A 24,035-nucleotide genomic window follows, 5' to 3' on the forward strand; every position below is an offset into this window, starting at 1 on the left:
GCTGGACACATGCCGCACAGCCGTCTGGCCGCTGGAGCCACCCCGAATCCCCGCGAGGTCGCTGACGACGCCGCTCTGGGTAGAGACCGTGCCGTCGACGTCGCCCGTATCGGCGCCCTGGTCGTCGTCATGTTCGGCCACTGCGCCCTGCTGCTCGCCACCATCGACAGCAGCGGTGTGCGGATCGGTAACCTGCTCGGCGCGCTGCCCGCGCTCACCCCGCTCACCTGGGTGGCCCAGGTCATGCCCCTGTTCTTCCTGGCCGGTGGTGCGGCAGGGGCTTATGCCTGGCGTAACGACAAATCCTGGGGCACATGGCTGTTCAGCCGGGCCCAGCGGCTCTGCCGGCCAGTCTTCTGGTATCTCGCGGCCTGGGGTACCGGGCTGCTGGCCGTCCGGCTGACTCTCGGTGCGTCCTCCGCGCAGGGTCTGGGGCGCGAGAGCGTCGCGCTGCTGTGGTTCGTCGGCGTCTATCTGGTGGCGTTGGCGTTCGTGCCCGCCCTCACCCGTCTGCGTTCCGGTCGCGCACTCGCCGTGGTCGTCGCCGGCCTGCTCTGCGGTGCGGCAGTGACGGACGGGATCCGCCTCGCCGTCGACGATCCGTGGGCCGGTACGGGGAACCTGTTGATCGTCTGGCTCATCCCGGTGGCCATCGGCGTCGGCTACGCGCGCCGCCTCATCGGTGTCCGCATCGCCGTCGTTGCCGCCGCGGTGGCGTTGACGGCCCAGATCGTCCTCGTGTTCGTCGGACCGTACGAGGTGTCGCTGGTCGTCACCGGTGCCGAGCGGATGTCCAACGTGTCCCCACCGACGCTGCTGCTCGCCCTGCACTGCATCTGGATGTCGTGCGCGTTCGTCGCCGCCGCCGGGCCGATCCGGCGGTGGGCGGCCCGGCCCCGGGTCTGGCGTGCCGTCGCCGCGGGCAACCGGGGAGCGATGACGATCTACCTCTGGCACATCCCGGCCATCGCCGTCGCCGCCTTCGCGTTGCACGGCGTCGGCCTCGACGCCTACGACGTCGACGCCCCCGGCTTCTGGTGGCTGTTGGCGCTTCGGGAAGCGGTGTTCGCCGGGGTGATGGTGGCGCTGTTCCGGCTGCTGACCCCGCTCGAGCATCGGCCGCTGCCGTGGTGGGACCGTCAGGCCGCCGCCCGCGGTGTCCGGTCGTGGGTGGCGGGCGCGCTGGTGTGCGCCGGTGGCGCGGCGGTGGTGCTGATGGCCAAGAACGGTCTCGCCGAACCGGCCGGACTGGTCTCGCTGGGGACGTTCCTGGCCGCCATGGCCGCGGCCAGGGTGTGCGCCGGGTCAGCCCGCGGGCTGTTCCGACAGCCGTGAACCGGCCCGCATCTTCTTGTCCTGGTACATCAGCTCATCGGCGTGCGCGAGCAGTTCGTCGACCGTGGTGCGATCCTCAGCGGAGGTGTGCACCAGCCCCACGCTGACCGACAGCTGATAGGGGCGGCGCCCCGCCGCGTTCGCGTCGTCGAACGCTGCGCAGAGCCGGTCCCGTAACCCGTCGGCGTCGAGGTCGGAAGCAGTGAGCAGCACACAGAACTCGTCGCCGCCCATGCGGGCCACGATGTCGGAGTCGTGCAGCGCGGTGCGCAACACCCGGGCGACGTCGGCGATCACTTCGTCCCCGACGTCGTGACCCTGCTCGTCGTTGACGCGTTTGAGTCCGTCGACGTCGATGAAGGCCAGCGTGCAGTCCCGCCCGGCACGTCGAGCGGCCTGCAGCGCCGGTTCGGCCAGCAGATAGAAGCCGCGGCGGTTGTTCAGCCCGGACAGTTCATCGGTGACCGACAGGTGGCGGATCTCCTCGTTGGCCCTTTCCAGCTCAGCCGTGCGATCGCGGACCCGCTGTTCCATCTCGCGGTAGACCGTCACGTTCTCCATCGCGATCGAGGTGGAGTCGGCCAGCGCCTGCAGCAGGGTCACCTCCTGCTCGGTCGGCTGGTGCGCCTCGGCCCAGTAATTTCCGATGGCGCCGATCGGGTCGAGGGTGCGGATCGGCACCATCACCAGACTCTTGACGAAGGTCGGCCGGTACGCGGCGTGGGGGATGCGGTCGTCGGCGTAGATGTCGGGGATGACGGCGGCCTGGTGGTTGATCATCGCCCACCCGCTGATGCAGAGCTCCAGGGGGAAGCGGCTGCCCTTCCACAGCGGGGCGATGGCGTTCTCGTCGGCGTAGTAGCACTGACCGTTGTCGCGTAGGACGAACGTGGCGCCGTCGCAGCCGGTGAGTTCGCGGGCGGCGATGCGGACGATCTCCTGAACGTCGGCCAGACTGCGGGCGAGTGACAGCTCCTGGACCGCCTGGAGCAGACGCTCGATCCCGCGCAGGTAGGCGGGGTTGGCCGCGACTGGAATCCGTGGCAGCGATGCGATCACCGACGACACTCCTGGGGCGTCCATCTGCACCTCCGAGCCCAGCGGTGCCAGATCGACCGCGTCGGCACCCGTCGACGCATCTTAACCCGCTCACCTGGCGTTTTCCGGTTTGTGACCCATTGCACACCACGTGTTCTCCGCGGTCTCCGCACCCGGCGCGCCGCACCCGGTTGCTGTCGGTCGGTTCCGATAAGGTCCCCGCGTGACTTCGAGCGCAGGCGTCAAGACCGTAACCGCCCGTCTAGCTGGGGAACTCACCGTCGATGAGGCCCAGGTGGCCGCCGCCGTCCGGCTGTTGGACGAGGGGGCGACCGTGCCGTTCATCGCGCGCTACCGCAAGGAGGTCACCGGCAGCCTCGACGACGGCCAACTCCGCACTCTCGAGGAGCGGCTGGGCTATCTGCGCGAACTCGACGAGCGGCGCGCCGCGGTGCTGTCCTCGATCGAGGAACAGGGCAAGCTGACCGCCGAGCTGAAGGCGGCGCTGGTGGCGGCCGATACCAAGGCCCGCGTCGAGGACATCTACCTGCCGTACAAACCGAAGCGGCGGACCAAGGCGCAGATCGCGCGTGAGGCCGGCCTCGAACCGCTGGCCGAACGGCTGCTTGCCGACCCCACGGCGGTTCCGGAGGCCGCGGCCGCGGATTTCGTCGGCACCGAGGTCCCCGACGCCGCCGCAGCCCTCGACGGCGCGCGCCACATCATCATCGAACGGGCCGCTGAGGACGCCGAACTCGTCGGTGCGGTGCGCACCAAGTTCTGGAGCGAGGGGTCGCTGCGCTCCCGGCCGGCCTCGGAGGACGTCGCCAAGAGCCCGGCCGGGCAGAAGTTCCGCGATTACTTCGAGTTCATCGAGCCGCTGGAGAACATGCCGTCACACCGGGTGCTGGCGGTGCTGCGAGGCGAGAAGGAACAGGTGCTGGCGCTGAACCTGGACGGCGGCGAGGACGCCGGCTACGAGGCGATGATCGCCCGCACGCTCGGAGTGGATCTGACCGCGGCGGCCCCGGCGACCGCGTGGTTGGCCACCACGGTGCGGTTGGCGTGGCGCGTCAAGCTGATGATCGCCGCGGCGGTGGACGCTCGCGTCCGCCTGCGTCAGCGCGCCGAGGTCGACGCCGTCGCGGTGTTCGCCAAGAACCTCAAGGACCTGCTGCTCGCCGCGCCTGCGGGCACCCGCCCCACCCTCGGCCTCGACCCGGGATTCCGGACCGGCGTCAAGGTCGCCGTCGTCGACGCCACCGGGAAGGTCGTCGACACATGCGCGATCTTCCCGCACCAGCCGCAGAAGCAGTGGGACGCGGCGAAGGCGACGCTCGCGGCGCTCGTCGCCCGCCACGGCGTCGAACTGATCGCCGTCGGCAACGGCACCGCATCCCGCGAGACGGATGCGCTCGCCGCCGATTTGATCGCCGACATCCGCGCCGCAGGTGCGACCGCGCCGGTCAAGGCGATGGTCAGTGAGGCCGGGGCATCGGTGTACTCGGCATCGGCCTACGCGGCCCGCGAGCTGCCCGACCTCGACGTGACGCTGCGCGGCGCGGTGTCGATCGCGCGGCGGCTGCAGGATCCGCTGGCCGAGCTCGTCAAGATCGAGCCCAAGTCCATCGGTGTCGGGCAGTACCAGCACGACGTCACCCCGGGCACGCTGGCCAAGAGCCTCGACGCGGTGGTCGAGGACGCTGTGAACGCGGTCGGCGTCGACCTGAACACCGCCTCGGTGCCGCTGCTCGCGCGGGTCTCCGGGATCAGCGATTCGCTGGCCGAGGCGATCGTGGCGCACCGCGAGGTGGCGGGTGCGTTTCGGTCCCGCAAGGCGCTGCTCGGGGTCCCGCGGCTCGGGCCGAAGGCGTTCGAGCAGTGCGCCGGGTTCCTGCGGATCAACGGTGGAGACGATCCACTCGACGCCTCCGGCGTTCATCCGGAGTCCTATCCCGTGGTGCGGCGCATCCTGGATCGATCGGGTGTCACCCTCGCCGAACTGATCGGCAACGAGCGGACGCTTCGATCGCTGCGGCCCGCGGAGTTCGCCGACGACCGCTTCGGCGTGCCCACGGTCACCGACATCCTGGCCGAACTCGAGAAGCCCGGGCGCGACCCGCGGCCGGCCTTCTCGACAGCCACCTTCGCCGCCGGTGTCGAGAAGGTCGCTGACCTCGAGGTGGGCATGGTGCTCGAGGGGGTGGTGACCAACGTCGCGGCCTTCGGTGCGTTCGTCGACGTGGGCGTGCATCAGGACGGCCTCGTGCACGTATCCGCGATGGCCGACCGCTACGTCTCCGATCCACACGAGATCGTGCGGTCGGGACAAGTGGTGCGGGTGAAGGTGACCGAGGTCGACGTGGAGCGTCAGCGGATCGGGCTCACGTTGCGGCTGACCGACACCCCGCAGCGGGCGAAAGAGCGACAGCCGTCGCGAAACCCCAAGCAGGGCAATCGGAAACAGGGAAGTGCCGCGCCCGCCAAAGGTCCGCGGCGCGACACCCGGGCACCGGCCGGCGCCATGGCGCAGGCACTTCGCGACGCCGGTTTCGGGCGCTGAGGCTGCCGAACCGCCTGCTTCGGCGGCCGGCGGCCCCTAGGCTCCGGCCATGACCATCGACCGCGCCGCACTCGTCGCCGGCAGCATCCGCCTGGCGTCAGGGATGTCGTTCCTCGCCGACCCACTGCGGGCGAACCGGTGGTGGGGCGAGCCAGAGGATCCCGGACCGTCCGCTCGGCTGCTGCTGCGGTCGATGGGCTACCGCGATGCACTGATCGGCGGTCTGCTCGTGGCTGCTGCCGTGCGCGGTCAGGACACCCGCGGCTGGTTCCTCGCCTCCGGCGGCGCCGACGCCGCCGACCTGCTGGGCGGGGTCAGCGTGCACTCCGACCTCAAGCGCGGTCAGCAGATCATCGGTCTGGGCGGAGCTGTCGTCGGTATCGGCGTCGGGCTGTGGGGAGCGTTGCGCCGACCCGCGGAGTGACACCCGCCTGTATGCGGCAGGCCTACAGTGTCAGGCGTGGCTGAGCGCGACGCCGTTCGCTGGGACGACCGCTATTCCAGGCCCGGATCCGAAAACGTCGGCACCCCTGGACTTCCGGTGGTCTTCAACCCGTACGCGCACGAATTCCCTACGCGTGGAACGGCTCTGGACATCGCCTGCGGCCAGGGCCGCGCCGCGGTGTGGCTGGCCCTCCGCGGTCTCGACGTCTGGGGTGTCGACGTGTCCCCGGTCGCGTTGGCCCAGGCCGCGGAACTGGCCCGCAGCGCGGGCGTGGCCGCGCGGTGCCGCTTCTCGGTGGTAGACCTCGACGACGGAATGCCCCCGGGCCCGGCGGTGGACGTGGTGCTCTGTCACCTGTTCCGCGACGCCCTGCTGGACGACCAGATCATCGCCCGCCTGGCTCCTGGCGGGCTTCTCGCCGTCGCGGCGCTGAGCGAGGTGGGCGCGACACCGGGCCCCTATCGCGTCCGCCCCGGCGAACTGCGGCGGGCCTTCGCGGCGCTCGACCTGGTCGCCGACGGCGAGGGGGACGGTGTCGCCTGGTTGCTGGCGTGTCGGGGTGGGTAGACAGCGCGGATGGTCGACACTGCCGCGCCGACGCTGGCCACCTTGCCCTCACTGCTCCGCTCGACCGTGTCGGGGGCCCTCGGCGATCCGCTGCGGCTGTTCGGTGAACCCGGGCCGGTCTACGAAGCCGACGTCACGTTCGACGACGATGCGCACCTCCCGTCGCTGACGCAGCTGCTCCGGCCGGGTCGGCGCTACACCACCTTCGTCCGGGTGTCCCCGACCGGCACGGACGCCGTCGTGCGGACGGTGTGCGTCAAGTTCCCCGACGCCTACGGTCCGGGCAGCGATCAGGACTTCCTCTTCGCCTCCTCCGGCGACGGAGCGCCTCTGCACCATTTCGTCTTCCCCAGCGCGCGGGCCGACGAGTTGCTCTACTCCTCGCTATGGCTGTACCTGGCCGGGGTGCGCCCCGTGGTGTTCGGCGCGGCCGCGCCGGCCGGCTCCCAACCGGGCGTGCTGGGCCGCGGCGACCGGCTCGACTTCCTGGTCGGCGGCGTCATCGGCCGCTTCAAACGGGTCGGCGACATTCAGCTCGGCAGCGAGATCCCGCAGGCGTCGGTCGAGTTTGCCGCGGCCAACGCCGGGGGCGGCCTGCGGGCCCTGCCGCCGGCTCTGTTCTATCGAGGCTGACGGGCGCCAGAGATGAGGCATCATGTCTGCGATGCGTAATCTTCGTGGCTTCGCCGCCCTCTCCGCGGCTGCCCTCACCGCCCTGACCGTGCTGGCGGGCTGCGCCGGCGAGGAGGACACCTCCGCACCGGAGGCCCGCCCGGAGGTCGAGCGCTTGCGGCTGGCCGTCATGGGGGAGGAGCCGCACGATCCTGCGGCGTTCACCCAGGGCTTCGAGATGGCCGGTCCGGCCCTCTACGAGACCACCGGCATCGTCGATGAATCCCAACTGCGCGAACTGGATCCGGCGACCGGAGCGGTTCGTCGGTCGGTGCCGCTGCCCGGCCCCTACTTCGGGGAGGGCATGACGGTCGTCGGCGATCGCATCTGGCAGGTGACGTGGCGCGACGGTGTCGCCATCGAGTGGGACATCGCCACGTTCACCCCCAAGCGGGAAGTGGCGTTCGAGGGGGAGGGCTGGGGCGTCTGCAACGACGGCGCGCGCATCATCCACAGCGACGGCACCGATCAGTTGCGCTTCTACGATCCGGCCGACTACAACCAGATCGGGAGTGTGTCGGTCACCGACGCCAACGGATATCCGGTCAAGGGCCTCAACGAGCTCGAATGCGTCGATGGTCAGGTGTGGGCGAACGTCTTTCCGACTGACGAGATCGTGCGCATCGATCCCGAGTCGGGAGCGATGACGGCGTCGGTGGACGGTTCGGTGTTGCGGCGTGGTCAGCCGGCCCGCAACGTGCTGAATGGCATCGCTCACGTTGAAGGCAACGAGTTCCTGATGACCGGCAAGAACTGGCCGACCACCTACCGGGTGCGCCTCGAGCCCGCGGGCTGATCGCGCGATCGCAATGTCGGGCTGACAGCTCCGTCACGCCTATATATCCATGACGACGCTCTCAGGGCGACATTGCACAAGACCCGAACGACTTCCGTTGTGACGATGGTCACTAAATGGTCTCGATTCGCGATGGTGCGGCGCGGACTACGTGGAATCCGTAGGCCTGGTCCCAACACTTGACGGCATGCGGGTCGAGGAAACGATGTGGGACGTACTTCTGCCGAGAGATGTCGACGCGCGGTGCGGATACTCTCCGCGCGCGGTGCTCGCCGAACTGGTGGCCCGTCGGCTGCCGGCGTCGAAGCGACTGCATCGGGTGGTGACATGGTCACCCGACGCGGGGCATCTGTTCTCGCCGACGCCGAACTTCCGTCGCTACGCGGTCTGCTACGAAGTGGAACTCGCGACGGGCTGACTCAGCCGGCCCACTGGACCTGGTTGAGCCGGCGGCCCACCCGGTCGAGGCGCCGGCGTGCGGCCTCGAGCGAGTCGGCGAGCGGTAGTTCGCCGTGGGGGTCGCAGATGCGCAACAGTCGGCGCACCTCGCGGCCGGGCACGATCACCCAGTCCACGTCCATGCGCGCGCAACTGACGCAGGTGTAGTGCAGAGCGCTGAACCCCTGCGACCCGAAGAACACGACCCCGGTGCAGTCGAGGATGAGTTGAGTGGACGTCGCGGTGTGCTGCTCGACGTAGCGGCCCAGATCCCGGCCGTTGGTGGCGTCGATCTCGCCGGTGACGGCGATGACGGACAGAGTCGGTGTCACTGCGCTGATCGCGTACGACGCGCGGCCGCGGCGTTCGGGCTTCTCGACCGCCGCGGGATCCGGCCTGAAGACGCGGACCGTGCCGATGTCAGCCATGCGCGGACTCCCTTGCCCGGTTACGTGCGATTCGGGTCCCGAACCGTCGGGTCTGGCTGTTTCACTCAACCTGTGACGCAGGTTACTACGGAATGCGTCGCATTCCTATGGCGTTAAGGAGCTTCTCAGAAAGCACCCTTCAGCAGCATATTTACGATTACGTCAACTTTGCGGACGTACTGATTTGCTCGTTTTGGCGGCTGGAAACGACGGAATGCGTAGATCAAATTTTCGTCGCGCGATGGACCATCGAGAAGTGATCGTGGGGGAGTAGAGTGGCTGCTGTCCCATTCGGGAGGCGCTGACCGTTTAGTTAAAAGCGGACCGCTGGTAGTGGATTCCGATCGAGCCCACGGTCCTACCGCTACGCCGACCTCGAGAGTCGTGTTGGCCACGATGTCGTCGGCGTCAGCTGCGCCCGCCCGGATCGTGCAAGGGGTGTCGTCTCAGGATGTCGCCGCCTTCGCCGTGCAGACGAGTCCGGAAGGACCCGAGATGACGATTACCGAAGCCCGCCCCGTGAAGACCTCACGCCGCCCGTCGAACCGCACGCAGGACGATTACGCAGACGTCCCCGACCTGTTCCGATTGCTCCACGCCATGCCGGCTGAATCACACGAATTCGCGCGGCACCGGGAGGCCATCGTGACGCGCTGTCTGCCGCTGGCCGATCACATCGCGTTCCGCTACCACCGCAGGGGTGAGAACCTCGACGATCTCGTGCAGATCGCCCGCGTGGGCCTCATGCACGCGGTGAACCGCTACAACCCGGACACCGGATCGAATTTCCTGTCCTACGCCGTGCCGACGATGCTCGGAGAGATCCGTCGACACTTCCGCGACAACGGCTGGGCCATGCACGTGCCCCGTCGCCTCAAGGATCTGCATGTTCAGATCACCCGTGTCACACCGCATCTCACGCAGACACTGGGGCGCGCGCCGACCGCCACCGACCTGGCCGCCGAACTCGGCGCCGACCGGCAGGAGATCGTCGAGTGTCTGGTCGCCGGCGACGCCTACAGCGTCCGCTCGATCGACAGCCCGATCTCCGGCAGCGACGATTCAGCGCGGTCGCTCGCCGACACCATCGGTGCGGTGGACGCCGACATGGACCACATCACCGATCGCGAATCGCTGCGGCCGCTGTTGGCGGCCCTGACGGAACGGGAACGCACCGTCATCAGTCTCCGCTTCTTCGCTTCGATGACCCAGACACAGATCGCCGAGCGGATCGGCGTCTCGCAGATGCAGGTCTCCCGAATTCTGGCGAACACCCTCAAGCAGCTGCGCGACGGGATGCTCTGACATAACCGCAGTTCTGTGACGTCTCGCACCAGCAGGCGATGCGAGGTTTGGGTCATGATCAGAGTTGGGAACAGAACCTCCGAACGCCCCGACGAAGGGGCCGACCGGAAGGATCGGGCACATGGCTGACAACAACAGCGGACCTGAAGAAGCCATCAAGGGCGCCGTCGAAGGCGTGAAGGGTAAGGCTAAAGAGGTCGCCGGCGCGGTGCTCGGCCGCGACGATCTCTACCGCGAGGGCCAGGCCCAGCAGGACAAGGCCGATGCGCAGCGCGACGCGGCGAAGAAGGAAGCAGAGGCCGAAGCCGCCCGCGGCTCAGCAAAGGTCGCCGAAGAGCGTCAGAAGAACGAGCAGACCGGGAACTGATCCCGAATCCGGAACCGCCCGCGCCCCCATTCGGCGCGGGCGTTTCTCATGTCAGGACACGTCGCTCACTGCTGCCTGCGCAATGGCCCGGATCTTGTCTTTGGCGACCTTGCCGTTCGTCGTCAACGGCAACACCGGCACGAACAGCACGTGACGGGGCCGCTTGAACGCGCTGAGCCGATGGCGCACGTAATCGATCAACTCCTCGGCAGACGGCGTCGAACCGGCGGCGGGGACCACGACCGCGCACACGGCCTCGCCCCAGTACTCGTCGGGCACACCGACCACCGCGGCCACCTCGACCGCGGGATGACCGGTGAGCACATCCTCGACCTCGCGGGAGGACACGTTCTCCCCACCGGTGACCACGATGTCTTTGCGGCGGTCGACGACGAACAGCCGCCCCTCGGCGTCCAGGCGGCCGACGTCACCGGTGGGCAGCCAACCGTCGGGACCCGTCGCCGGCTGATCCGGCCAGTACCGCGCCGTCACCTGGGGGCCCCGCACGAGGATCTCGCCGTCGTCGGCGATCCGCACCGCCACGCCGGAATGCGGCCGGCCCGCCGCGCTGAGAATCTCCGGATCGCCCGCGGCGCCCGCACGATGCTCGGCGGGACCGAGGAACGCGACGTTGCCACCGGTTTCGGTCATGCCGTACCCCTGGTGGAACTCGACGTCGAGGCGATCCAGCGCCCGGCGGAGCAATTCCGCGGGAATCGCTGCCGAACCGTAGGCGATCGAACGCAGGGTGGGCAGCGTGGCATGTGTCTTTTCGAGGTGCGTCAGCAGCGCGTGCAGCATCGTGGGCGCCAACGAACACGACGTGACGCCGAACCGGTTGATCGTCGCGGCGAAAGCGTCGGCGCGGAACTGTGCGGTCAGGACGACGGTCGCGCCGACCGCATGCTGCACCAACATGTTGTAGCCGGCGATGTGGCACATCGGGAACGGCAGCAGATAGACACCGCGCGGCGGTACGGAGCGGCCCTGCACCGAACCGTGCACCGCGGCGACGATCGACTGATGGCTGTGCACAACACCTTTGGGCGACCCGGTCGAGCCGCTGGTGAACACCAGCCACGCCGCGTCACCGGGTTCCGGATCGGGTTCGTTGAGCGCGGCCGGGGCCTGCTGCCAGGGTGCGGATTCGGTGACCGCGACGTGGCGCAGCGAACCGACCGAAGCCAGCTCGGTGTGCCGTTCGAGGTAGGTGCGGTCGGCCACCAGGATCGCCGGTTCGGTGCGGACCAACTGGGCGAGCTGCTCTGCGGGATCGAGCCGCTGGTTGACCAGAGTCAACAGCCGGCGGGCGCGGGGGACGCCGTAGTAGAGCTGTGCGTAGGCCAGGCTGTTGTCGCCGATGACGGCGACCCGGTCACCGGGACTGCTGTGCGCGCAGACCCAGGCCGCGACAGCGCGGACGTCGCGGTCGAAATCGGCGAACGTGCGTGCGGACCCGTCAGGCCCGATGACGGCGGCTCGTTCGGGGTCGGTGGCGGCCGCGGCAGACACCAGATCGTGCAGCAGCATGGCTCAGCCCGGCACCCCGAGCGCCAGCACCGCGGCGTCGTCCTCGACCCCGGATCCCAACCCGTGCAACAGGTCCCGGAACGCGGCGACGATGCTGGCCGCGGTGGTCGGCGCGTGTGCCCGGGCGAAGTCCAACAGCGCGTGGTGATCGTCGTAGCGTTCGGGTCCGCGGCCGATCCGCGCCTCGGTCAAGCCGTCGGTGTAGAGGACGAGCGTGTCGCCCACGCGCAGATGCAGACGCGCGGAGACGAAGTGGGCGTTGTCGATCATTCCGGCGGCCTGGCCGCCCTCGGTGTCGATCGTCTGGACGTCGCCGCCGGCGGTGAGCAGGATCGCGGGTGGATGCCCGCCGGCCGCGAGCCGGACCTCGAAGCCGTCGTCGCTGCGGGTCAGCAGGCCGAAGATGACGCTGCAGAAGTGGCTGCGATCAGAGCCGAACCTGTTGCGCAGCACTACGTTCAGGTTACGGAGCACCGCGGCGGGATCATCGTCGAAGACGGCCGCGGCGCGAATGGTGTAGCGGACCAGCGACGCCACGGTGGCCGCTTCCACGCCCTTACCGCAGGAGTCACCGAGGAAGAACGCGGAGCGCTGCGGGGAAAGCGCGAACAGATCGTAGAAGTCGCCGCCGACGTCGTCGGATGACGCCGCGTGCAGATGCGCCTCGGCGGCCAGTCCGTCAGGCGGGGTCAGCGCCGGCGGCACGAGCGATTCCTTGAGCGTCTTCGCCAAGGCGATCGCTCGGTTGCGCTCCCGCTCGGCACGCCGCCGTTCGGCCAACAGTTCACGCTCGTAACGTCTGCGGTCCTGGGCGTCGTGGACGGCGAGATAGACCATCGGCTCGTCCCCGGTCTGCTCGGTGTCCCGCTTGAGGTCGGCTGCCAGCAGCACCGGCAGCCACCCGCCCTCGGCGGTCACCAGATCGACGGTGATGCCGCGGAGCTGACCCGAGACCTCCAGCAGGGGTGCGAAATGGGTGTCGAAGTGGATCCGGCTGCCCGCGGTCAGCAAGTCGGTGAAGGTGCGGTCGATCAGCTCATCGGGACGGTAGCCCAGCCATGTCGAGAGCGTGCGGTTGATCGAGGCGATGCGGCGGTCGTGGCGCATCGCGACCAGCCCGCAGGGAGCGTCCTCATAGAGCGCCTCCCAGGCGCTCATGCCGGCCGCGCGAACGCGATGATGGCGTCGGCCGTCTCGCGCGGTGCGCTCAGATGTGGACAATGGCCCGTGGTGTCGAGGGTGATCAGCTTGCTGCCGGCGATGCGTTCGTGGACGTACGCGCCGACCTCGCGGGGTGCGAGCGCATCATGGGCGCACTCGATCACCAGCGTCGGCACGGTCACGCCGGCCAGATCCGCGCGGTTGTCGGACAAGAATGTCGCCCGGGCGAACACCAGGGCCCGAGCCGGATCGGTGCGGCAGAAGCTCTCGGTGAGTTCCTCGGTGAGTTCGGGTCGATCGGGATGGGCCATCACCGTCGGCGCCATCGCCCGCGACCAGCCCAAGTAGTTGCTCTCGAGAGAATCGAGGAGTTCGTCGATGTCGGCGGGGGAGAAGCCGCCGCGGTAGCCCGCGTCGTCGATGTAGCGGGGCGACGGGGTCAGCAGCACGAGTTTCGCGAAGCGCGACGCGTCGGCGCGGGCGGCCAGCACGCCCATCATCGCCGCGACCGAGTGGCCGACGAACACCACGTCGCGCAGATCGAGGTCGCGAAGCAGCGCCAGGATGTCATCGGCGTAGCCCCGCAGCGTGGAGTACCGGTTGGCGTCCCACGCCTCGGCAGCGGAGGCGCCGGAGCCGACATGGTCGAACAGCACGACCCGGAACTCGTCGGTCAACAGCGGCGTGACCAGGCGCCACAGGTTCTGATCGCATCCGAAGCCGTGGGCGAGCACGATCGTCGGTCCGTTGTCGGCGCCGACGATCCGGACGTTGTTGCGGGTTTGCACATCCACGTCCGGCATTGTGTCACCTTGCCGTGGGCCGGTCAGACAGCGAACGAGGCCGCCCCGACGAAGGCCGCGAGCAGCTCGTCGGCGTCGGCGGGGGTGAACCCCGTCGCCTCGATCTTCGCCAGATTCAGCGCGCTGTTGGCCGGCCGCGGCGCCACCGGTGCCGTCGCCGAGGCGAAGTACTCGGTGGTCGACACTCCGCGGACGCGGTTCGGGTCATGGCCGGCCAGGGCGAACGTGCGTCGCGCGACATCCGCCCAGGAGGTGACCGGTCCCGACCCGGTGACGTTGTAGACGCCGTACGGCGCCTGCGTCTCGGTGAGGTGACGGATCGCCCGCGCCAGCTCCGAGGTGAATGTCAGCCGGCCGAACTGATCGTCGACGACGGCGGGGTCGACACCCCTGGCCGCCAGCGACAGCATGGTGCGCACGAAGTTGTGTCCGTCGCCGATCACCCACGACGTCCGCACGATGTAGTGCTGTGGGACGGTCTGCACGATCTGGTCACCGGCGGCTTTGGTCTGGCCGTAGACCCCGAGCGGAGCCGGTGCGTCGTCCTCGCGGTAGGGGCGCGGCGCGGTGCCGTCGAACACGTAGTCACTGGACACATGGACGACGGTGATGCGGTGCGCCGCGGCGATGCGCGCCAGCGCGGTGACGGCTGTGACGTTGGCCGCCCACGCGGCGGCGCGGCCGTCTGCGGTCTCGGCTGCGTCGACGGCGGTGTAGGCGGCGGCGTTGACGATCGTGTCGTACTCCCGCCACGGTCGCGCCGACTCGAGGCCGCCGGCGGTGAGATCGAGGTCGGAACGATCGGCGAATTCCACGTGGGCTGCGCCGGCGTAGGCGTCGCGCAGGGCGTGGCCCAGCTGGCCGCCGGCGCCCAGCACCAGCGTTTTGCGCGGGGCGACCGGGGTGACCTGGGCCAGGTACGGCTGCGCGCGGTCCTTCGCCGACAGTTCGGCCCGTTCGAGCGGAATCGGCCAGGCGATCGCGAGGGTCTCGTCCGCGGGATTCACCGACGGATAGTCGACACCCGGCGCGTAATGGTCATTGACCAGGTAGGTGTAGGCCGTGTTCGGTGCGAGGGTCTGGAACGAGTTCCCCACGCCACGCGGGACGAAGATCGCGCGCGACGGATCGAGTTCCGTGGTGAACACGGCACCGTAGGTGGGCCCGGCCCGCAGATCGACCCAGGCCCCGAAGATCCGGCCGGTGGCCACCGAGATGAATTTGTCCCAGGGTTCGGCGTGGATACCCCGCGTCGTGCCGACGGCGTCGTTGAACGAGACGTTGTTCTGCACGGGCCCGAAATCCGGCAGTCCGGCCTCGATCATCTTGACCCGCTGCCAGTTCTCCTTGAACCAGCCGCGATTGTCGCCGTGAACCGGCAATTCCCACACCGTCAGTCCAGGGATGGGCGTACCGATGGCGCGCAGCGTCTTGCCGTACTCCGTCAAAGCCGTTCTGCCTCTGTGTTATTGCCCGATACGCGAGTAGAAGGCCTCGGTGGCCTCCTTCGCCGGGGCCCACCACTGCTCATGCGCGCGGTACCACGCGATGGTAGCGGCGAGACCCTGCTCGAAATCACGGTACCTGGGCTGCCAGCCCAGTTCCCGGCGAAGCTTCGACGGATCGATGGCGTACCGCAGATCGTGGCCGGCGCGATCGGGGACGCGGTCGTAGGCGTCGATGTCCTGATCCATCAGTTTCAGGATCAACTCGACGACGCTCCTGTTGTCCCTCTCGCCGTCGGCGCCGATCAGATACGTTTCTCCGATCCGTCCGGACTCCAGGATCGTCAGCACCGCCGAGGAGTGATCGTCGGCGTGGATCCAGTCGCGCACGTTGCGGCCCTCGCCGTACAGGCGCGGGCGGATCCCCCACAGGACGTTGGTGATCTGACGCGGGATGAACTTCTCGACATGCTGGTAGGGCCCGTAGTTGTTCGAGCAGTTCGAGATCGTCGCCGCCACCCCGAACGACCGGGCCCAGGCGCGAACCAGCAGATCGCTGCCGGCCTTCGTCGACGAGTAGGGCGAGGACGGGTTGTAGGGGGTGGACTCGGTGAAGCGGCCGGGGTCGTCGAGGGCCAGATCGCCATAGACCTCGTCTGTCGAGACGTGGTGGAATCGTTTGTCGTGCCTGCGGACCGCCTCGAGGAGGGTGAACGTCCCGACGACGTTCGAATGCAGGAACGGTTGTGGGTGGTCGAGGGAGTTGTCGTTGTGGGACTCCGCGGCGTAGTGGACCACCGCGTCGGCCTCCGCCACCAGTCCGTCGACCAGCTCGGCGTCGGCGACGTCACCATGCACGAAGCGCAGGCGATCGGCGGGCAGTCCGTTCAGGGACGCCCGGTTGCCGGCGTAGGTGAGTTTGTCCAGCACCGTGACGTGGTGGTCGGTGTGCGCGATGACGTGGTGGACGAAGTTCGACCCGATGAACCCGGCGCCGCCGGTGACGAGGAGACGCGTCACTGGAACGCCATGTCCAGTAAGCCCAACAGGTACTTGCCGTAGCCAGACTTGACCAGCCCGGTGGCGTGGTCGCACAGCTCGTCGTCGCTGAGAAACCCTTGGCGCCAGGCGATTTCCTCGGGCACTCCGATCTTGAGGCCGGTGCGCCGCTCCATCGTCCGGACGAAGTCGGCCGCGTCGGTCATCTGGTCGAATGTTCCGGTGTCCAGCCATGCGGTGCCCCGCGGCAGCACCTGCACACGCAGGCGGCGCTGCTCCAGGTAGGCGCGGTTGACGTCGGTGATCTCGTACTCGCCGCGGGAACTCGGTTCGAGGTCACGGGCGATCGACACCACGTCGTTGTCGTAGAAGTACAGCCCCGGCACCGCGTAATTGCTCTTCGGCTGTTTTGGTTTCTCCTCCAGCGACACCACCGTGCCGTCGCTGTCGAACTCCACGACACCGTAGGCGGACGGTTCGGCCACCCAATAGGCGAAGATCGCGCCGCCGTCGACGTCGGCGAACGTTTCGAGTTGCGTTCCCAGACCCGGGCCGTAGAGCAGATTGTCACCCAGCACGAGCGCAACCTTGTCCGAGCCGATGAAATCCGCACCGATGGTGAAGGCCTGAGCCAGCCCATCGGGCGACGGCTGCTGCGCGAACGAGATGGAGACGCCGAATCGCGATCCATCACCCAGCAGGCGTTCGAAGGCCGCTGCATCGTGGGGTGTGGTGATCACCAGGATGTCGCGGATGCCCGCCAGCATCAGCGTCGACAGCGGGTAGTACACCATCGGCTTGTCGTAGACGGGAATGAGCTGTTTGGAGACACCGTAGGTGATCGGGTGCAGGCGCGAGCCCGATCCGCCCGCCAGGATGATTCCCTTCATCGCGTCAGTCCCCGGACTCGGGTGCTCGGTGCTTGGGTCCGGTGGACACCGAGCTGCCCCCTGCGGTCGAACCCGACGCACTCACACCGGACGAAGCGCCGGAGGAGTCGGGGCCCTTCGGCATCTCCGTGGTACGCACCCCCGTGACCGCGGTGCGGTCCTCGGCTCTGTGTTTCGGCCCGGTCGCCGCCGGGGCCCCGGCATCGGCGGTTGCGCTTGTCCGCGACCGGGATGCGGAGCTCGGACCGTCGTCCTCGCCGGTCCTGAAGGGCGACGAGGATACGAACGCCGGTGCGGCCGACGGGTTACGCGTGACGGGTGGCGCCTCGGGTTCTGGTTCCTCGGTGTCGCCGGGAGGCGGGGAGAAGAACGCTCCGATGGCGATGCCCGGGCCCGGTTCGCGAACCGTGGCCCCGTTCTGCAGGAACGATGCGGCGAGCGACAGTCCGCGGGGGCCCGCGGTCACTTCGTTGTTCGTGCCGAAGGCGCTGAATGCTCCCGCCAGCGGGCCCGACCCGGAGTCGGCCCGGACGAAGTTGTTGTCGCCGAACACATCTGCGGCCACGGTGAAGATACCGGCCGATTCCACGGTGCTGTCGCCGGCGATGCCGATGCCGCTGCTGAAGAACCCCTGCGTCAACACGGTGCCGTTGGTGAGGATGTTCAGGCCCAGGCTGCCGAGCAGACCGGCGGTGGTCGACTGGGTCCCGCTGCCGCCCGGTGAGACACCGAGCGCGAGGTTCAGCAGTCCGACCGTCGAACTGCTTCCGGGCCCCAGTTGCACCGTCAGATTGCCGATACCGCTGCTCGCCGTGGCAGGCGAAGCCTGCGCTCCGGACCCATTGAAGACACCGAGGACGACGTTGGCGGCGCCGATCGCCGCCGAGGCTCCCGGCCCGAGCTGCAGAACCAGATTGCCGGCGCCGATCACGTTCGCGTTGCTCTGTCCGCCGGCCCCGACGGCGATGGCGATGTTCGGGCCACCGATCATCGCGGTCTGCCCCGCGCCGATCTGGCCGAGGAGGCCCCCGACCGTCAGCAGCGACGACACCGACGCGCCGTCACCGAATGCCGCCCCGAAGGTCAGTGCGCTCAGCGACACGTCCGCGCGGGCGTTCTTGCCGAAGGCGAACGCGCCGCTGAACAACGTGGTGCCGGCGTTCGCCTGGGCCCCGTCGCCCAGGCCGATCGCGATCGACGTCGGGCCGCTCGTGCAACCGTTTCCGTTGCCGAAGCCGAATACCGATATGCACGACGCTCCAGAAGTCGGCGCAGTGCCGATCGAGCCGGCGACGAGTGCACCAGAGACAGTCGCGGCAGCCACCGCGCCGCTCCCGACGCCTGCGCCAGAACGGCGCTTCCGGTGCCGGCCGCGTGCCCGCCTCATCAACATCCCTCTCCTCCCTGGTGCCACCGAACGCGGATGCTACGCGTCGCGATCGGCTGCAGACGTTATTTCCAGCAAAAATTGACGTGGGCGTTCAAGGGTCTCATGGCCGCAGCGTGCGATCTGCTCCGGCAACGCCGAAGGGGCGCTGCAATGCCTGCGGCGCCGGGTCGGTGAATGCGCCCGCAGTCCGAGAGCGGTGACGGCGGCGATCGCTCGTCCGCAATGGCGGCACGGCGACACGCCGGATCACCTCCGGTAGTGCTCGACAGCCTGCGGCGTAGCCGCGCCATCTGCTGGGAGCAAAGACCTTCCAGTTCAGGGTGCTTTCTGGGCTGACTTGCGGTGTCCAGCCGTTTGCCCGACCGCTCCGGGCGCCACGTCAGAGGTGCGACCCGAGCGGCAGAAACGGCATCGATGGCGTCCGCGTGGCAAAAAACGCCCCCTGCGTCAATTAAACGGTTTAGAGTGCCTGAGCGTGCGTACAGCCTTGATCGAATCGGAGTCCGCGGGCATCCCCGCACCGGGTCCTCTCGGCTTTCCGGACACCGCGGACGCGCTCTCAGCGATCCGCACACCGGTGGCGGTGGTGCGGTCGGCACTGGGGCCGAGCCCCGTCGTGCTCAGCGACGCCGCACTGCTCACGCCGGAGGTCATGCGCGATCATCTGTTGGCGGTGTTGCCGGCCGTGTACCCCGAATGGCTGGGTGATCGCGGCTTCACCGCAGCGCACCAGGTGCGGTTCCCGTATGTCATCGGAGAGATGGCGCGCGGTATCGCGACGGCCCGGATGACCGTCGAGGGTGTCCGCGCCGGTGTGATGGCCTTCTTCGGCAGCGCCGGGCTGGACCTGGATTCGGTCGAGACGGGTGTCCGCGAGATCCAGGCGGACCTGGGGCCCGATGCGGGCGGCTGGGGCGCCAACCTGATCCACAACGTGCAGGACGACCGTCTCGAACTGGCGACGGTTGATCTGTTCCATCGGCTCGGTGTCCGTTACGTGTCGGCGTCGGCATTCATGCGGCTCACGCCGGCGATCGTGCTGTACGCGGCGAAGGGGCTGCGGCGAGGCCCGGACGGGCGCGTGGTGCGCGCCGGGCGGATCTTCGCCAAAGTGTCGCGCGAGGAGGTCGCGCGACAGTTCCTGTCGCCCGCTCCCGAGGCGATGTTGCGCGCCCTGGTCGACGAGGGACGCCTCACGGCCGAGGAGGCCTCACTGGCCGGCGCCATCCCGCTGGCCGAGGACATCACCGCCGAAGCCGATTCGGGCGGCCACACCGACAATCGCGCCTTGACGGTGTTGTTGCCACGCCTCATCGCGCTGCGCGACCAGATCACGGCGGCCTACGGATACGACGTCGTACCTCGGGTGGGCGCCGCCGGCGGGCTCGGGACGCCGGCCGCCGTCGCCGCGGCCTTCGCGGCGGGTGCGGCGTACGTGCTGACCGGTTCGGTCAACCAGTCGGCGGTCGAGAGCGGTCTGTCCGAGGACGCCCGCAGCCTGCTGGCGATCGCCGAGTCGACCGACGTCGCGATGGCGCCTGCAGCGGATATGTTCGAGATGGGCGTCACCGTGCAGGTGCTCAAACGCGGCACCATGTTCGCCCAACGCGGCCAGCGGCTGTCCGACTTCTATCGCCGCTACGCATCGCTCGATGAGGCGCCGGCGCACGAGGTGGCGAACCTCGAGTCGACCGTCCTCGGCCGGACCATCGACGAGATCTGGTCGGAGACAGAGGCGTTCTTCGCCCAGCGCGACCCCCGGCAGATCGAACGTGCCGCCACGGACCCCAAACACCGGATGGCGCTGGTGTTCCGCTGGTATCTGTTCAACGGCGCGCAGTGGGCCCGCGACGGCCACTCCTCACGGCGGGCCGACTACCAGATCTGGTGCGGTCCGGCCATGGGCGCCTTCAACGAATGGGTCAGGGGCAGCTTCCTCGAACCTGTCCAGGCACGCACGGTCCGCCAGATCGCGCTGAACCTGCTCGAGGGCGCAGCCACCGTGACCCGCGCCGGACAACTGCGCGCCGCAGGCGTCGCACTGCCCGGATCCGCCTTCGATTTCCGTCCGCGCCCGCTCGGATAACCACATTCGCCCCGAACTAAGAGGTTCTGTGACCGACCAGATGCACCCACCCATTGCCACCCCCGTCGCTGTCGTCGCAGTCAGCGCGATCTATCCGGGGGAGCCGGGACTCGACGGCTACTGGCGCACGATCACCGGCGGCCGCGACGCCATCGGTGAGGTGCCCCCGTCGCACTGGCTCATCGACGACTACTACGACCCCGACCCCACGGCGGTCGACAAGACCTATTGCAAGCGGGGCGGATTCATCGACCCGGTGCACTTCGACCCCATGCAGTTCGGGCTGCCGCCCAATGCGCTACCCGCCACAGACTCCGCGCAGATCCTGGCGCTGATCGCCGCCAAGCAGGTGCTCGACAAGGCGATGAGTCACGGTACGAGCGTCGACCTCGACCGGGTCGACATCGTCCTGGGGGTGGCGTCGACCACCGAACTCGTCGTCCAGATGGGTTCGCGTATGCAGCAGCCGATCTGGCGTAAGGCGATGCTGGAGAACGGCCTGGACGAGGCCGAGGCGGACGAGATCTGCAGGGACATCGCCGACCACTACGTGCCGTGGCTGGAGAGCACCTTTCCCGGTCTGCTGGGCAACGTCGTCGCCGGACGGGTCGCCAACCGACTGAACCTGGGCGGAAGCAACTTCGTCGTCGACGCGGCGTGCGCGAGTTCGCTGTCGGCGGTCCAGGTGGCATTGCACAAGCTGTATCTGCACGAGTCCGATCTCGTGCTCACCGGCGGTGTCGACGCACTGAACGACGTGATGATGTACATGTGCTTCTCCAAGACCCCGGCCTTCTCCAAAACGGGGGACTGCCGGCCGTTCTCGGATGGCGCGGACGGCACCATCATCGGTGAGGGCGTCGGCATGATGGCGCTCAAGCGGCTGGCCGACGCCGAACGCGACGGCGACGAGATCCACGCCGTGATCCGTGGACTCGGCTCGTCGTCGGACGGACGTGCCTCCAGCGTGTACGCGCCTCGCTCCGAGGGACAGGCCAAGGCGCTGCGCCGCGCTTACGACCGCGCCGGCTACGAGCCGTCGACCGTCGGCCTGCTCGAGGCGCACGGGACGGCCACCAAGGCCGGTGACGTCGCCGAGTTCGCGGCGCTGAAGTCCGTGTTCACCGAATCCGACTCGCGCATCGCCCTCGGGTCGGTGAAATCGCAGATCGGTCACACCAAGGCGGCTGCGGGTGCCGCGGGCCTCATCAAAGCGGTTCTCGCCCTGCAGCATTCGACGCTGCCCGGAACCCTGAAGGTGGAGCGGCCCAACCCGGCGCTCGGCCTCGACGAGACGCCCTTCTACATCAACGCCGAAACCCGGCCGTGGGTGCGCACCGCGGACCAGCCGCGCCGCGCGTCTGTCAGTTCGTTCGGATTCGGCGGCAGCAACTTCCACGTGACCCTGGAGGAGTACCAGGGCGAACACCGCGCCAAGCGGTTGCGGACGCTCCCCACCGAACTCGTCGTGCTCAGCGGCGCCACCGAGGGCGAGCTGCAGAAGCGGGCCGAGGCCGTCGCCGCGGCAGTGCGCTCAGGGGAGGGACTCGCCCGCATCGCATTCGACTCGGCGCGCGAGTTCGACGCCGCGCAACCCGCGCGGGCCGGTCTGGTCGCGTCGGACACCGTGGCGCTGGAAGCGCTGGCTGACAAGCTGCGCAAGGCGCTCGCCGACGGCACCGCATCCTCGCTCAAAGATCCGAACATCAGCGTCGGATTCGGTCCCGCACGCGAGGGAAAGACGGCGTTCCTCTTCCCGGGACAGGGCAGCCAGTACGTCGGCATGGGTGGCGATCTCGCGATGACGTTCCCGTCGGCCCTGGGCGTCTGGGACGGGCTCGACGGTGCGCTGGCCGAGCTGTCCCGGGTGGTGTTCCCGGAGCCGGCGTTCGACGATGCGACCGCGCACGCGCAGCGCGCCGAACTCACCGCCATGGACAACGCGCAGCCGGCCATCGCGGCCACCAGTCTGGCGCAGCTCACGCTCCTCGATGTGCTGGGAGTAAAAGCCGATGCCGCGGCCGGCCACAGCTTCGGTGAGGTGTCGGCGCTGGCGGCCGCAGGTGTCATCCCGACCGATCGGCTCGTCGAGACGGCCCGGACCCGTGGCGTGCTGATGGCCGAAGCCGGACAGGGCAAAGACGGCGCCATGCTGGCCGTCGTCGCCGGCGTCGACGATGTCCGCACCATGCTGGAGTCTCGGCCCGAATCCGCGACGTCTCTAGTGATCGCGAACGACAACGCGCCCAAGCAGGTGGTGCTCGCAGGGCATACCGCCGACATCGAATGGGCCGAGGCTGCGGCGAAGTCGGCCGGCTGGACCTCACGGCGGCTGCCGGTCGCATCAGCGTTCCATTCGCCGATCGTGGCCGCGAGCTCGGCGCCGCTCACCAACTACCTGAAGAGCCTCGAACTCGGCTCCGCGGCATTCCCGGTGTACGCCAACGCAACCGCGCAGCCGTACAGCGAGCAGATCGCCGACCAGCTCGGCGACCAGGTGCGCACCTCGGTCCGATTCCGCGAGATGATCGAGGCGATGGCCGGCGCCGGGGTGAGGCGGTTCATCGAGGTCGGCCCGGGACGGGTGTTGACGGGACTGGTCGGCCAGATCCTGACCGATACGCCGCACCTCGCGGTGGCGCTCGACGACGCCAAGACCGGCGATCTGCGCGGGTGGCACCGCGGCCTGGCGGCCCTGGCCGCCGACGGGGTGGCGCTCGACCTGAGCGCGCTGTTCGACCATTTCGCCGAACCGGCCCAGCACGTCCCCGCACCGGCCCATGCAGTGCTCGTCGGCGGGGCCAACCTGGGCAAGCCCTATCCGCCGGCCGACGGGAAGGTGACGATCACGCCGAAACGTGTACGCGCCACCTCACCGCAGCCGGTGACGTCACCGGAGAAGACGCTGTCCACCGTGGAAGGACCCCCGATGACCCAGGTAGTCCAGCGCATGGAAGCACCGGTGAATCCGCCGGCCCCGCCCGCGGTCTCGACTCCCGCGCCGGCGGCCGCCGCGCCGGCTCCGGAGGTACACCTGCCGGCCCCGACTGCCGCACCACTGTCCGGCGACGCCTGGAGCGTCATCGACCGCATCCAACGTGAGACCGCCGAGCAGCATCAGCGCTACCTCGACGTCATGACCCAGAGTCATCAGTCCTTCCTCGACGTCGCGGCGCAGATGATGGCCGAGATCGTCCACGATCAGTCGCCCGCGCCGCAGGCCCCCCGGGTGATGTTGAAAGAGGTTGTCCAGGCACCCCTTCCGCCGCAGAGCGCCGTCGCGGCGGCACCGAGTGTCGCGGCGATGACTCCACCGCCGGCGGCGCCGGCTCCGATCGCCACGCCCGCTCCGATCGCTCCGGTCGCGCCCCAGGCCCCGAGCGCGCCGAACGGCGCTGCGCCGGCTGCTGCGCCTGTGCCGGGGTTGCCGGTGGGTGCTGTGGTGTTGGGGATCGTGTCGGAGAAGACGGGTTATCCGGCGGACATGTTGTCGTTGGAGATGGAGATGGAGGCCGAGCTCGGTATCGACTCCATCAAGCAGGTGGAGATTTTGGCGGCGTTGCAGGCGAAGTTCCCGGGGGCGCCGGATATTCCGGCGTCGGAGTTGGCGGGTCTGCGGACGTTGCAGGACGTGGTGGACAAGGTGGGTGGGTTCGCCCCGAGCGCGCCGAACGGCGCTGCGCCGGCTGCTGCGCCTGCACCGGGGTTGCCGGTGGGTGCTGTGGTGTTGGGGATCGTGTCGGAGAAGACGGGTTATCCGGCGGACATGTTGTCGTT

At 68.9% G+C, this 24,035-nt stretch carries 20 protein-coding genes; 11 read left to right on the forward strand and 9 right to left on the reverse strand.

Going from position 1 to position 24,035, the window contains the following annotated elements; genetic code table 11:
• Positions 1–9: 9 nt before the first annotated feature.
• The gene (locus tag A5757_RS19145) at positions 10–1,335 is read left to right on the forward strand and encodes an acyltransferase (protein WP_082929576.1); all 1,326 of its coding nucleotides are present in this window, start codon (positions 10–12) and stop codon (positions 1,333–1,335) included.
• Here A5757_RS19145 and A5757_RS19150 read toward each other — a convergent pair.
• Positions 1,306–2,418, reverse strand: a complete 1,113-nt coding sequence (locus tag A5757_RS19150) for a sensor domain-containing diguanylate cyclase (RefSeq protein WP_066837189.1) — start codon at positions 2,416–2,418, stop codon at positions 1,306–1,308. The genes A5757_RS19145 and A5757_RS19150 overlap by 30 nt on opposite strands.
• A gap of 178 nt (positions 2,419–2,596) precedes the next feature.
• Between A5757_RS19150 and A5757_RS19155 the strand changes: the two genes are divergently transcribed.
• The 6 genes from A5757_RS19155 (at position 2,597) to A5757_RS19180 (ending at position 7,834) form a co-directional block, all read left to right on the forward strand.
• Entirely contained in the window at positions 2,597–4,936 is a 2,340-nt protein-coding gene (locus tag A5757_RS19155; RefSeq protein WP_066837193.1) for a Tex family protein, read from the forward strand.
• Positions 4,937–4,985: 49 nt separating this feature from the next.
• A complete protein-coding gene (locus tag A5757_RS19160) occupies positions 4,986–5,360 on the forward strand; it encodes a DUF4267 domain-containing protein (protein WP_066837197.1) in 375 nt (124 codons plus the stop codon).
• Positions 5,361–5,396: 36 nt separating this feature from the next.
• Positions 5,397–5,948, forward strand: a complete 552-nt coding sequence (locus A5757_RS19165; RefSeq protein ID WP_066837200.1) for a bifunctional 2-polyprenyl-6-hydroxyphenol methylase/3-demethylubiquinol 3-O-methyltransferase UbiG — start codon at positions 5,397–5,399, stop codon at positions 5,946–5,948.
• Between the two features lie 9 nt (positions 5,949–5,957).
• On the forward strand, positions 5,958–6,581 hold the full coding sequence (locus A5757_RS19170; protein ID WP_066837201.1) for a hypothetical protein: 624 nt from the start codon (positions 5,958–5,960) through the stop codon (positions 6,579–6,581).
• A gap of 31 nt (positions 6,582–6,612) precedes the next feature.
• Positions 6,613–7,416: a glutaminyl-peptide cyclotransferase gene (locus tag A5757_RS19175; RefSeq protein WP_369815976.1), complete on the forward strand. Its 804-nt coding sequence runs from the start codon at positions 6,613–6,615 to the stop codon at positions 7,414–7,416.
• Positions 7,417–7,603: 187 nt separating this feature from the next.
• A complete protein-coding gene (locus tag A5757_RS19180) occupies positions 7,604–7,834 on the forward strand; it encodes a hypothetical protein (protein ID WP_231984058.1) in 231 nt (76 codons plus the stop codon).
• A 1-nt stretch (position 7,835) separates the two neighbouring features.
• Here A5757_RS19180 and A5757_RS19185 read toward each other — a convergent pair whose 3' ends face one another.
• Positions 7,836–8,282 (reverse strand): STAS domain-containing protein, encoded by a 447-nt coding sequence (locus tag A5757_RS19185; RefSeq protein WP_066837205.1) that lies wholly within the window; start codon positions 8,280–8,282, stop codon positions 7,836–7,838.
• A gap of 495 nt (positions 8,283–8,777) precedes the next feature.
• On the opposite strand from A5757_RS19185, the gene A5757_RS19190 reads away from it, so the two are divergent.
• Both A5757_RS19190 and A5757_RS19195 read left to right on the forward strand, forming a co-directional pair.
• The gene (locus tag A5757_RS19190) at positions 8,778–9,587 is read left to right on the forward strand and encodes a SigB/SigF/SigG family RNA polymerase sigma factor (RefSeq protein WP_066837256.1); all 810 of its coding nucleotides are present in this window, start codon (positions 8,778–8,780) and stop codon (positions 9,585–9,587) included.
• A gap of 121 nt (positions 9,588–9,708) precedes the next feature.
• Positions 9,709–9,954, forward strand: coding sequence for a CsbD family protein (locus A5757_RS19195; protein ID WP_066837208.1), 246 nt, complete (start codon positions 9,709–9,711; stop codon positions 9,952–9,954).
• Positions 9,955–10,005: 51 nt separating this feature from the next.
• On the opposite strand, the gene A5757_RS19200 is transcribed toward A5757_RS19195, so the two are convergent.
• Genes A5757_RS19200 through A5757_RS19230 form a run of 7 tightly spaced genes read right to left on the reverse strand, consistent with a single transcriptional unit; the run spans position 10,006 to position 18,106 of the window.
• Positions 10,006–11,484 (reverse strand): AMP-binding protein, encoded by a 1,479-nt coding sequence (locus A5757_RS19200; RefSeq protein WP_066837211.1) that lies wholly within the window; start codon positions 11,482–11,484, stop codon positions 10,006–10,008.
• Positions 11,485–11,487: 3 nt separating this feature from the next.
• Positions 11,488–12,642, reverse strand: coding sequence for a PP2C family protein-serine/threonine phosphatase (locus tag A5757_RS19205; RefSeq protein ID WP_066837214.1), 1,155 nt, complete (start codon positions 12,640–12,642; stop codon positions 11,488–11,490).
• Positions 12,639–13,439: an alpha/beta fold hydrolase gene (locus A5757_RS19210; RefSeq protein ID WP_066837257.1), complete on the reverse strand. Its 801-nt coding sequence runs from the start codon at positions 13,437–13,439 to the stop codon at positions 12,639–12,641. The genes A5757_RS19205 and A5757_RS19210 overlap by 4 nt, the downstream gene beginning before the upstream one ends.
• Before the next feature lie 32 nt (positions 13,440–13,471).
• A complete protein-coding gene (locus A5757_RS19215; protein ID WP_066837216.1) occupies positions 13,472–14,896 on the reverse strand; it encodes a bifunctional dTDP-4-dehydrorhamnose 3,5-epimerase family protein/NAD(P)-dependent oxidoreductase in 1,425 nt (474 codons plus the stop codon).
• Between the two features lie 18 nt (positions 14,897–14,914).
• Positions 14,915–15,913 carry a dTDP-glucose 4,6-dehydratase gene (rfbB, locus tag A5757_RS19220; protein ID WP_066837219.1) on the reverse strand — a complete coding sequence of 333 codons (999 nt, stop codon included), beginning with the start codon at positions 15,911–15,913 and terminating at the stop codon, positions 14,915–14,917.
• Entirely contained in the window at positions 15,910–16,782 is an 873-nt protein-coding gene (rfbA, locus tag A5757_RS19225) for a glucose-1-phosphate thymidylyltransferase RfbA (protein ID WP_066837220.1), read from the reverse strand. Before rfbA ends, rfbB begins: the two co-directional genes overlap by 4 nt.
• Positions 16,783–16,786: 4 nt before the next feature.
• Positions 16,787–18,106, reverse strand: coding sequence for a hypothetical protein (locus A5757_RS19230; protein ID WP_066837223.1), 1,320 nt, complete (start codon positions 18,104–18,106; stop codon positions 16,787–16,789).
• A 541-nt stretch (positions 18,107–18,647) separates the two neighbouring features.
• On the opposite strand from A5757_RS19230, the gene A5757_RS19235 reads away from it, so the two are divergent.
• On the forward strand, positions 18,648–20,258 hold the full coding sequence (locus tag A5757_RS19235) for a PfaD family polyunsaturated fatty acid/polyketide biosynthesis protein (protein ID WP_156618561.1): 1,611 nt from the start codon (positions 18,648–18,650) through the stop codon (positions 20,256–20,258).
• A 28-nt stretch (positions 20,259–20,286) separates the two neighbouring features.
• The coding region (locus tag A5757_RS19240) for a type I polyketide synthase (protein WP_082929577.1) at positions 20,287–24,035 on the forward strand (3,749 nt) is incomplete at its 3' end.

The organism is Mycobacterium sp. 852013-51886_SCH5428379, from assembly GCF_001665575.1.
Taxonomy (GTDB): Bacteria; Actinomycetota; Actinomycetes; order Mycobacteriales; family Mycobacteriaceae; genus Mycobacterium.

Coding starts and splice junctions, on each gene's coding strand:
- A5757_RS19145 (WP_082929576.1), top strand. CDS start 10: ATGCCGCACAGCCGTCTGGCCGCTGGAGCCACCCCGAATCCCCGCGAG.
- A5757_RS19150 (WP_066837189.1), bottom strand. CDS start 2,418: ATGGACGCCCCAGGAGTGTCGTCGGTGATCGCATCGCTGCCACGGATT.
- A5757_RS19160 (WP_066837197.1), top strand. CDS start 4,986: ATGACCATCGACCGCGCCGCACTCGTCGCCGGCAGCATCCGCCTGGCG.
- A5757_RS19170 (WP_066837201.1), top strand. CDS start 5,958: ATGGTCGACACTGCCGCGCCGACGCTGGCCACCTTGCCCTCACTGCTC.
- A5757_RS19175 (WP_369815976.1), top strand. CDS start 6,613: ATGCGTAATCTTCGTGGCTTCGCCGCCCTCTCCGCGGCTGCCCTCACC.
- A5757_RS19180 (WP_231984058.1), top strand. CDS start 7,604: ATGCGGGTCGAGGAAACGATGTGGGACGTACTTCTGCCGAGAGATGTC.
- A5757_RS19185 (WP_066837205.1), bottom strand. CDS start 8,282: ATGGCTGACATCGGCACGGTCCGCGTCTTCAGGCCGGATCCCGCGGCG.
- A5757_RS19190 (WP_066837256.1), top strand. CDS start 8,778: ATGACGATTACCGAAGCCCGCCCCGTGAAGACCTCACGCCGCCCGTCG.
- A5757_RS19195 (WP_066837208.1), top strand. CDS start 9,709: ATGGCTGACAACAACAGCGGACCTGAAGAAGCCATCAAGGGCGCCGTC.
- A5757_RS19200 (WP_066837211.1), bottom strand. CDS start 11,484: ATGCTGCTGCACGATCTGGTGTCTGCCGCGGCCGCCACCGACCCCGAA.
- A5757_RS19205 (WP_066837214.1), bottom strand. CDS start 12,642: ATGAGCGCCTGGGAGGCGCTCTATGAGGACGCTCCCTGCGGGCTGGTC.
- rfbA (WP_066837220.1), bottom strand. CDS start 16,782: ATGAAGGGAATCATCCTGGCGGGCGGATCGGGCTCGCGCCTGCACCCG.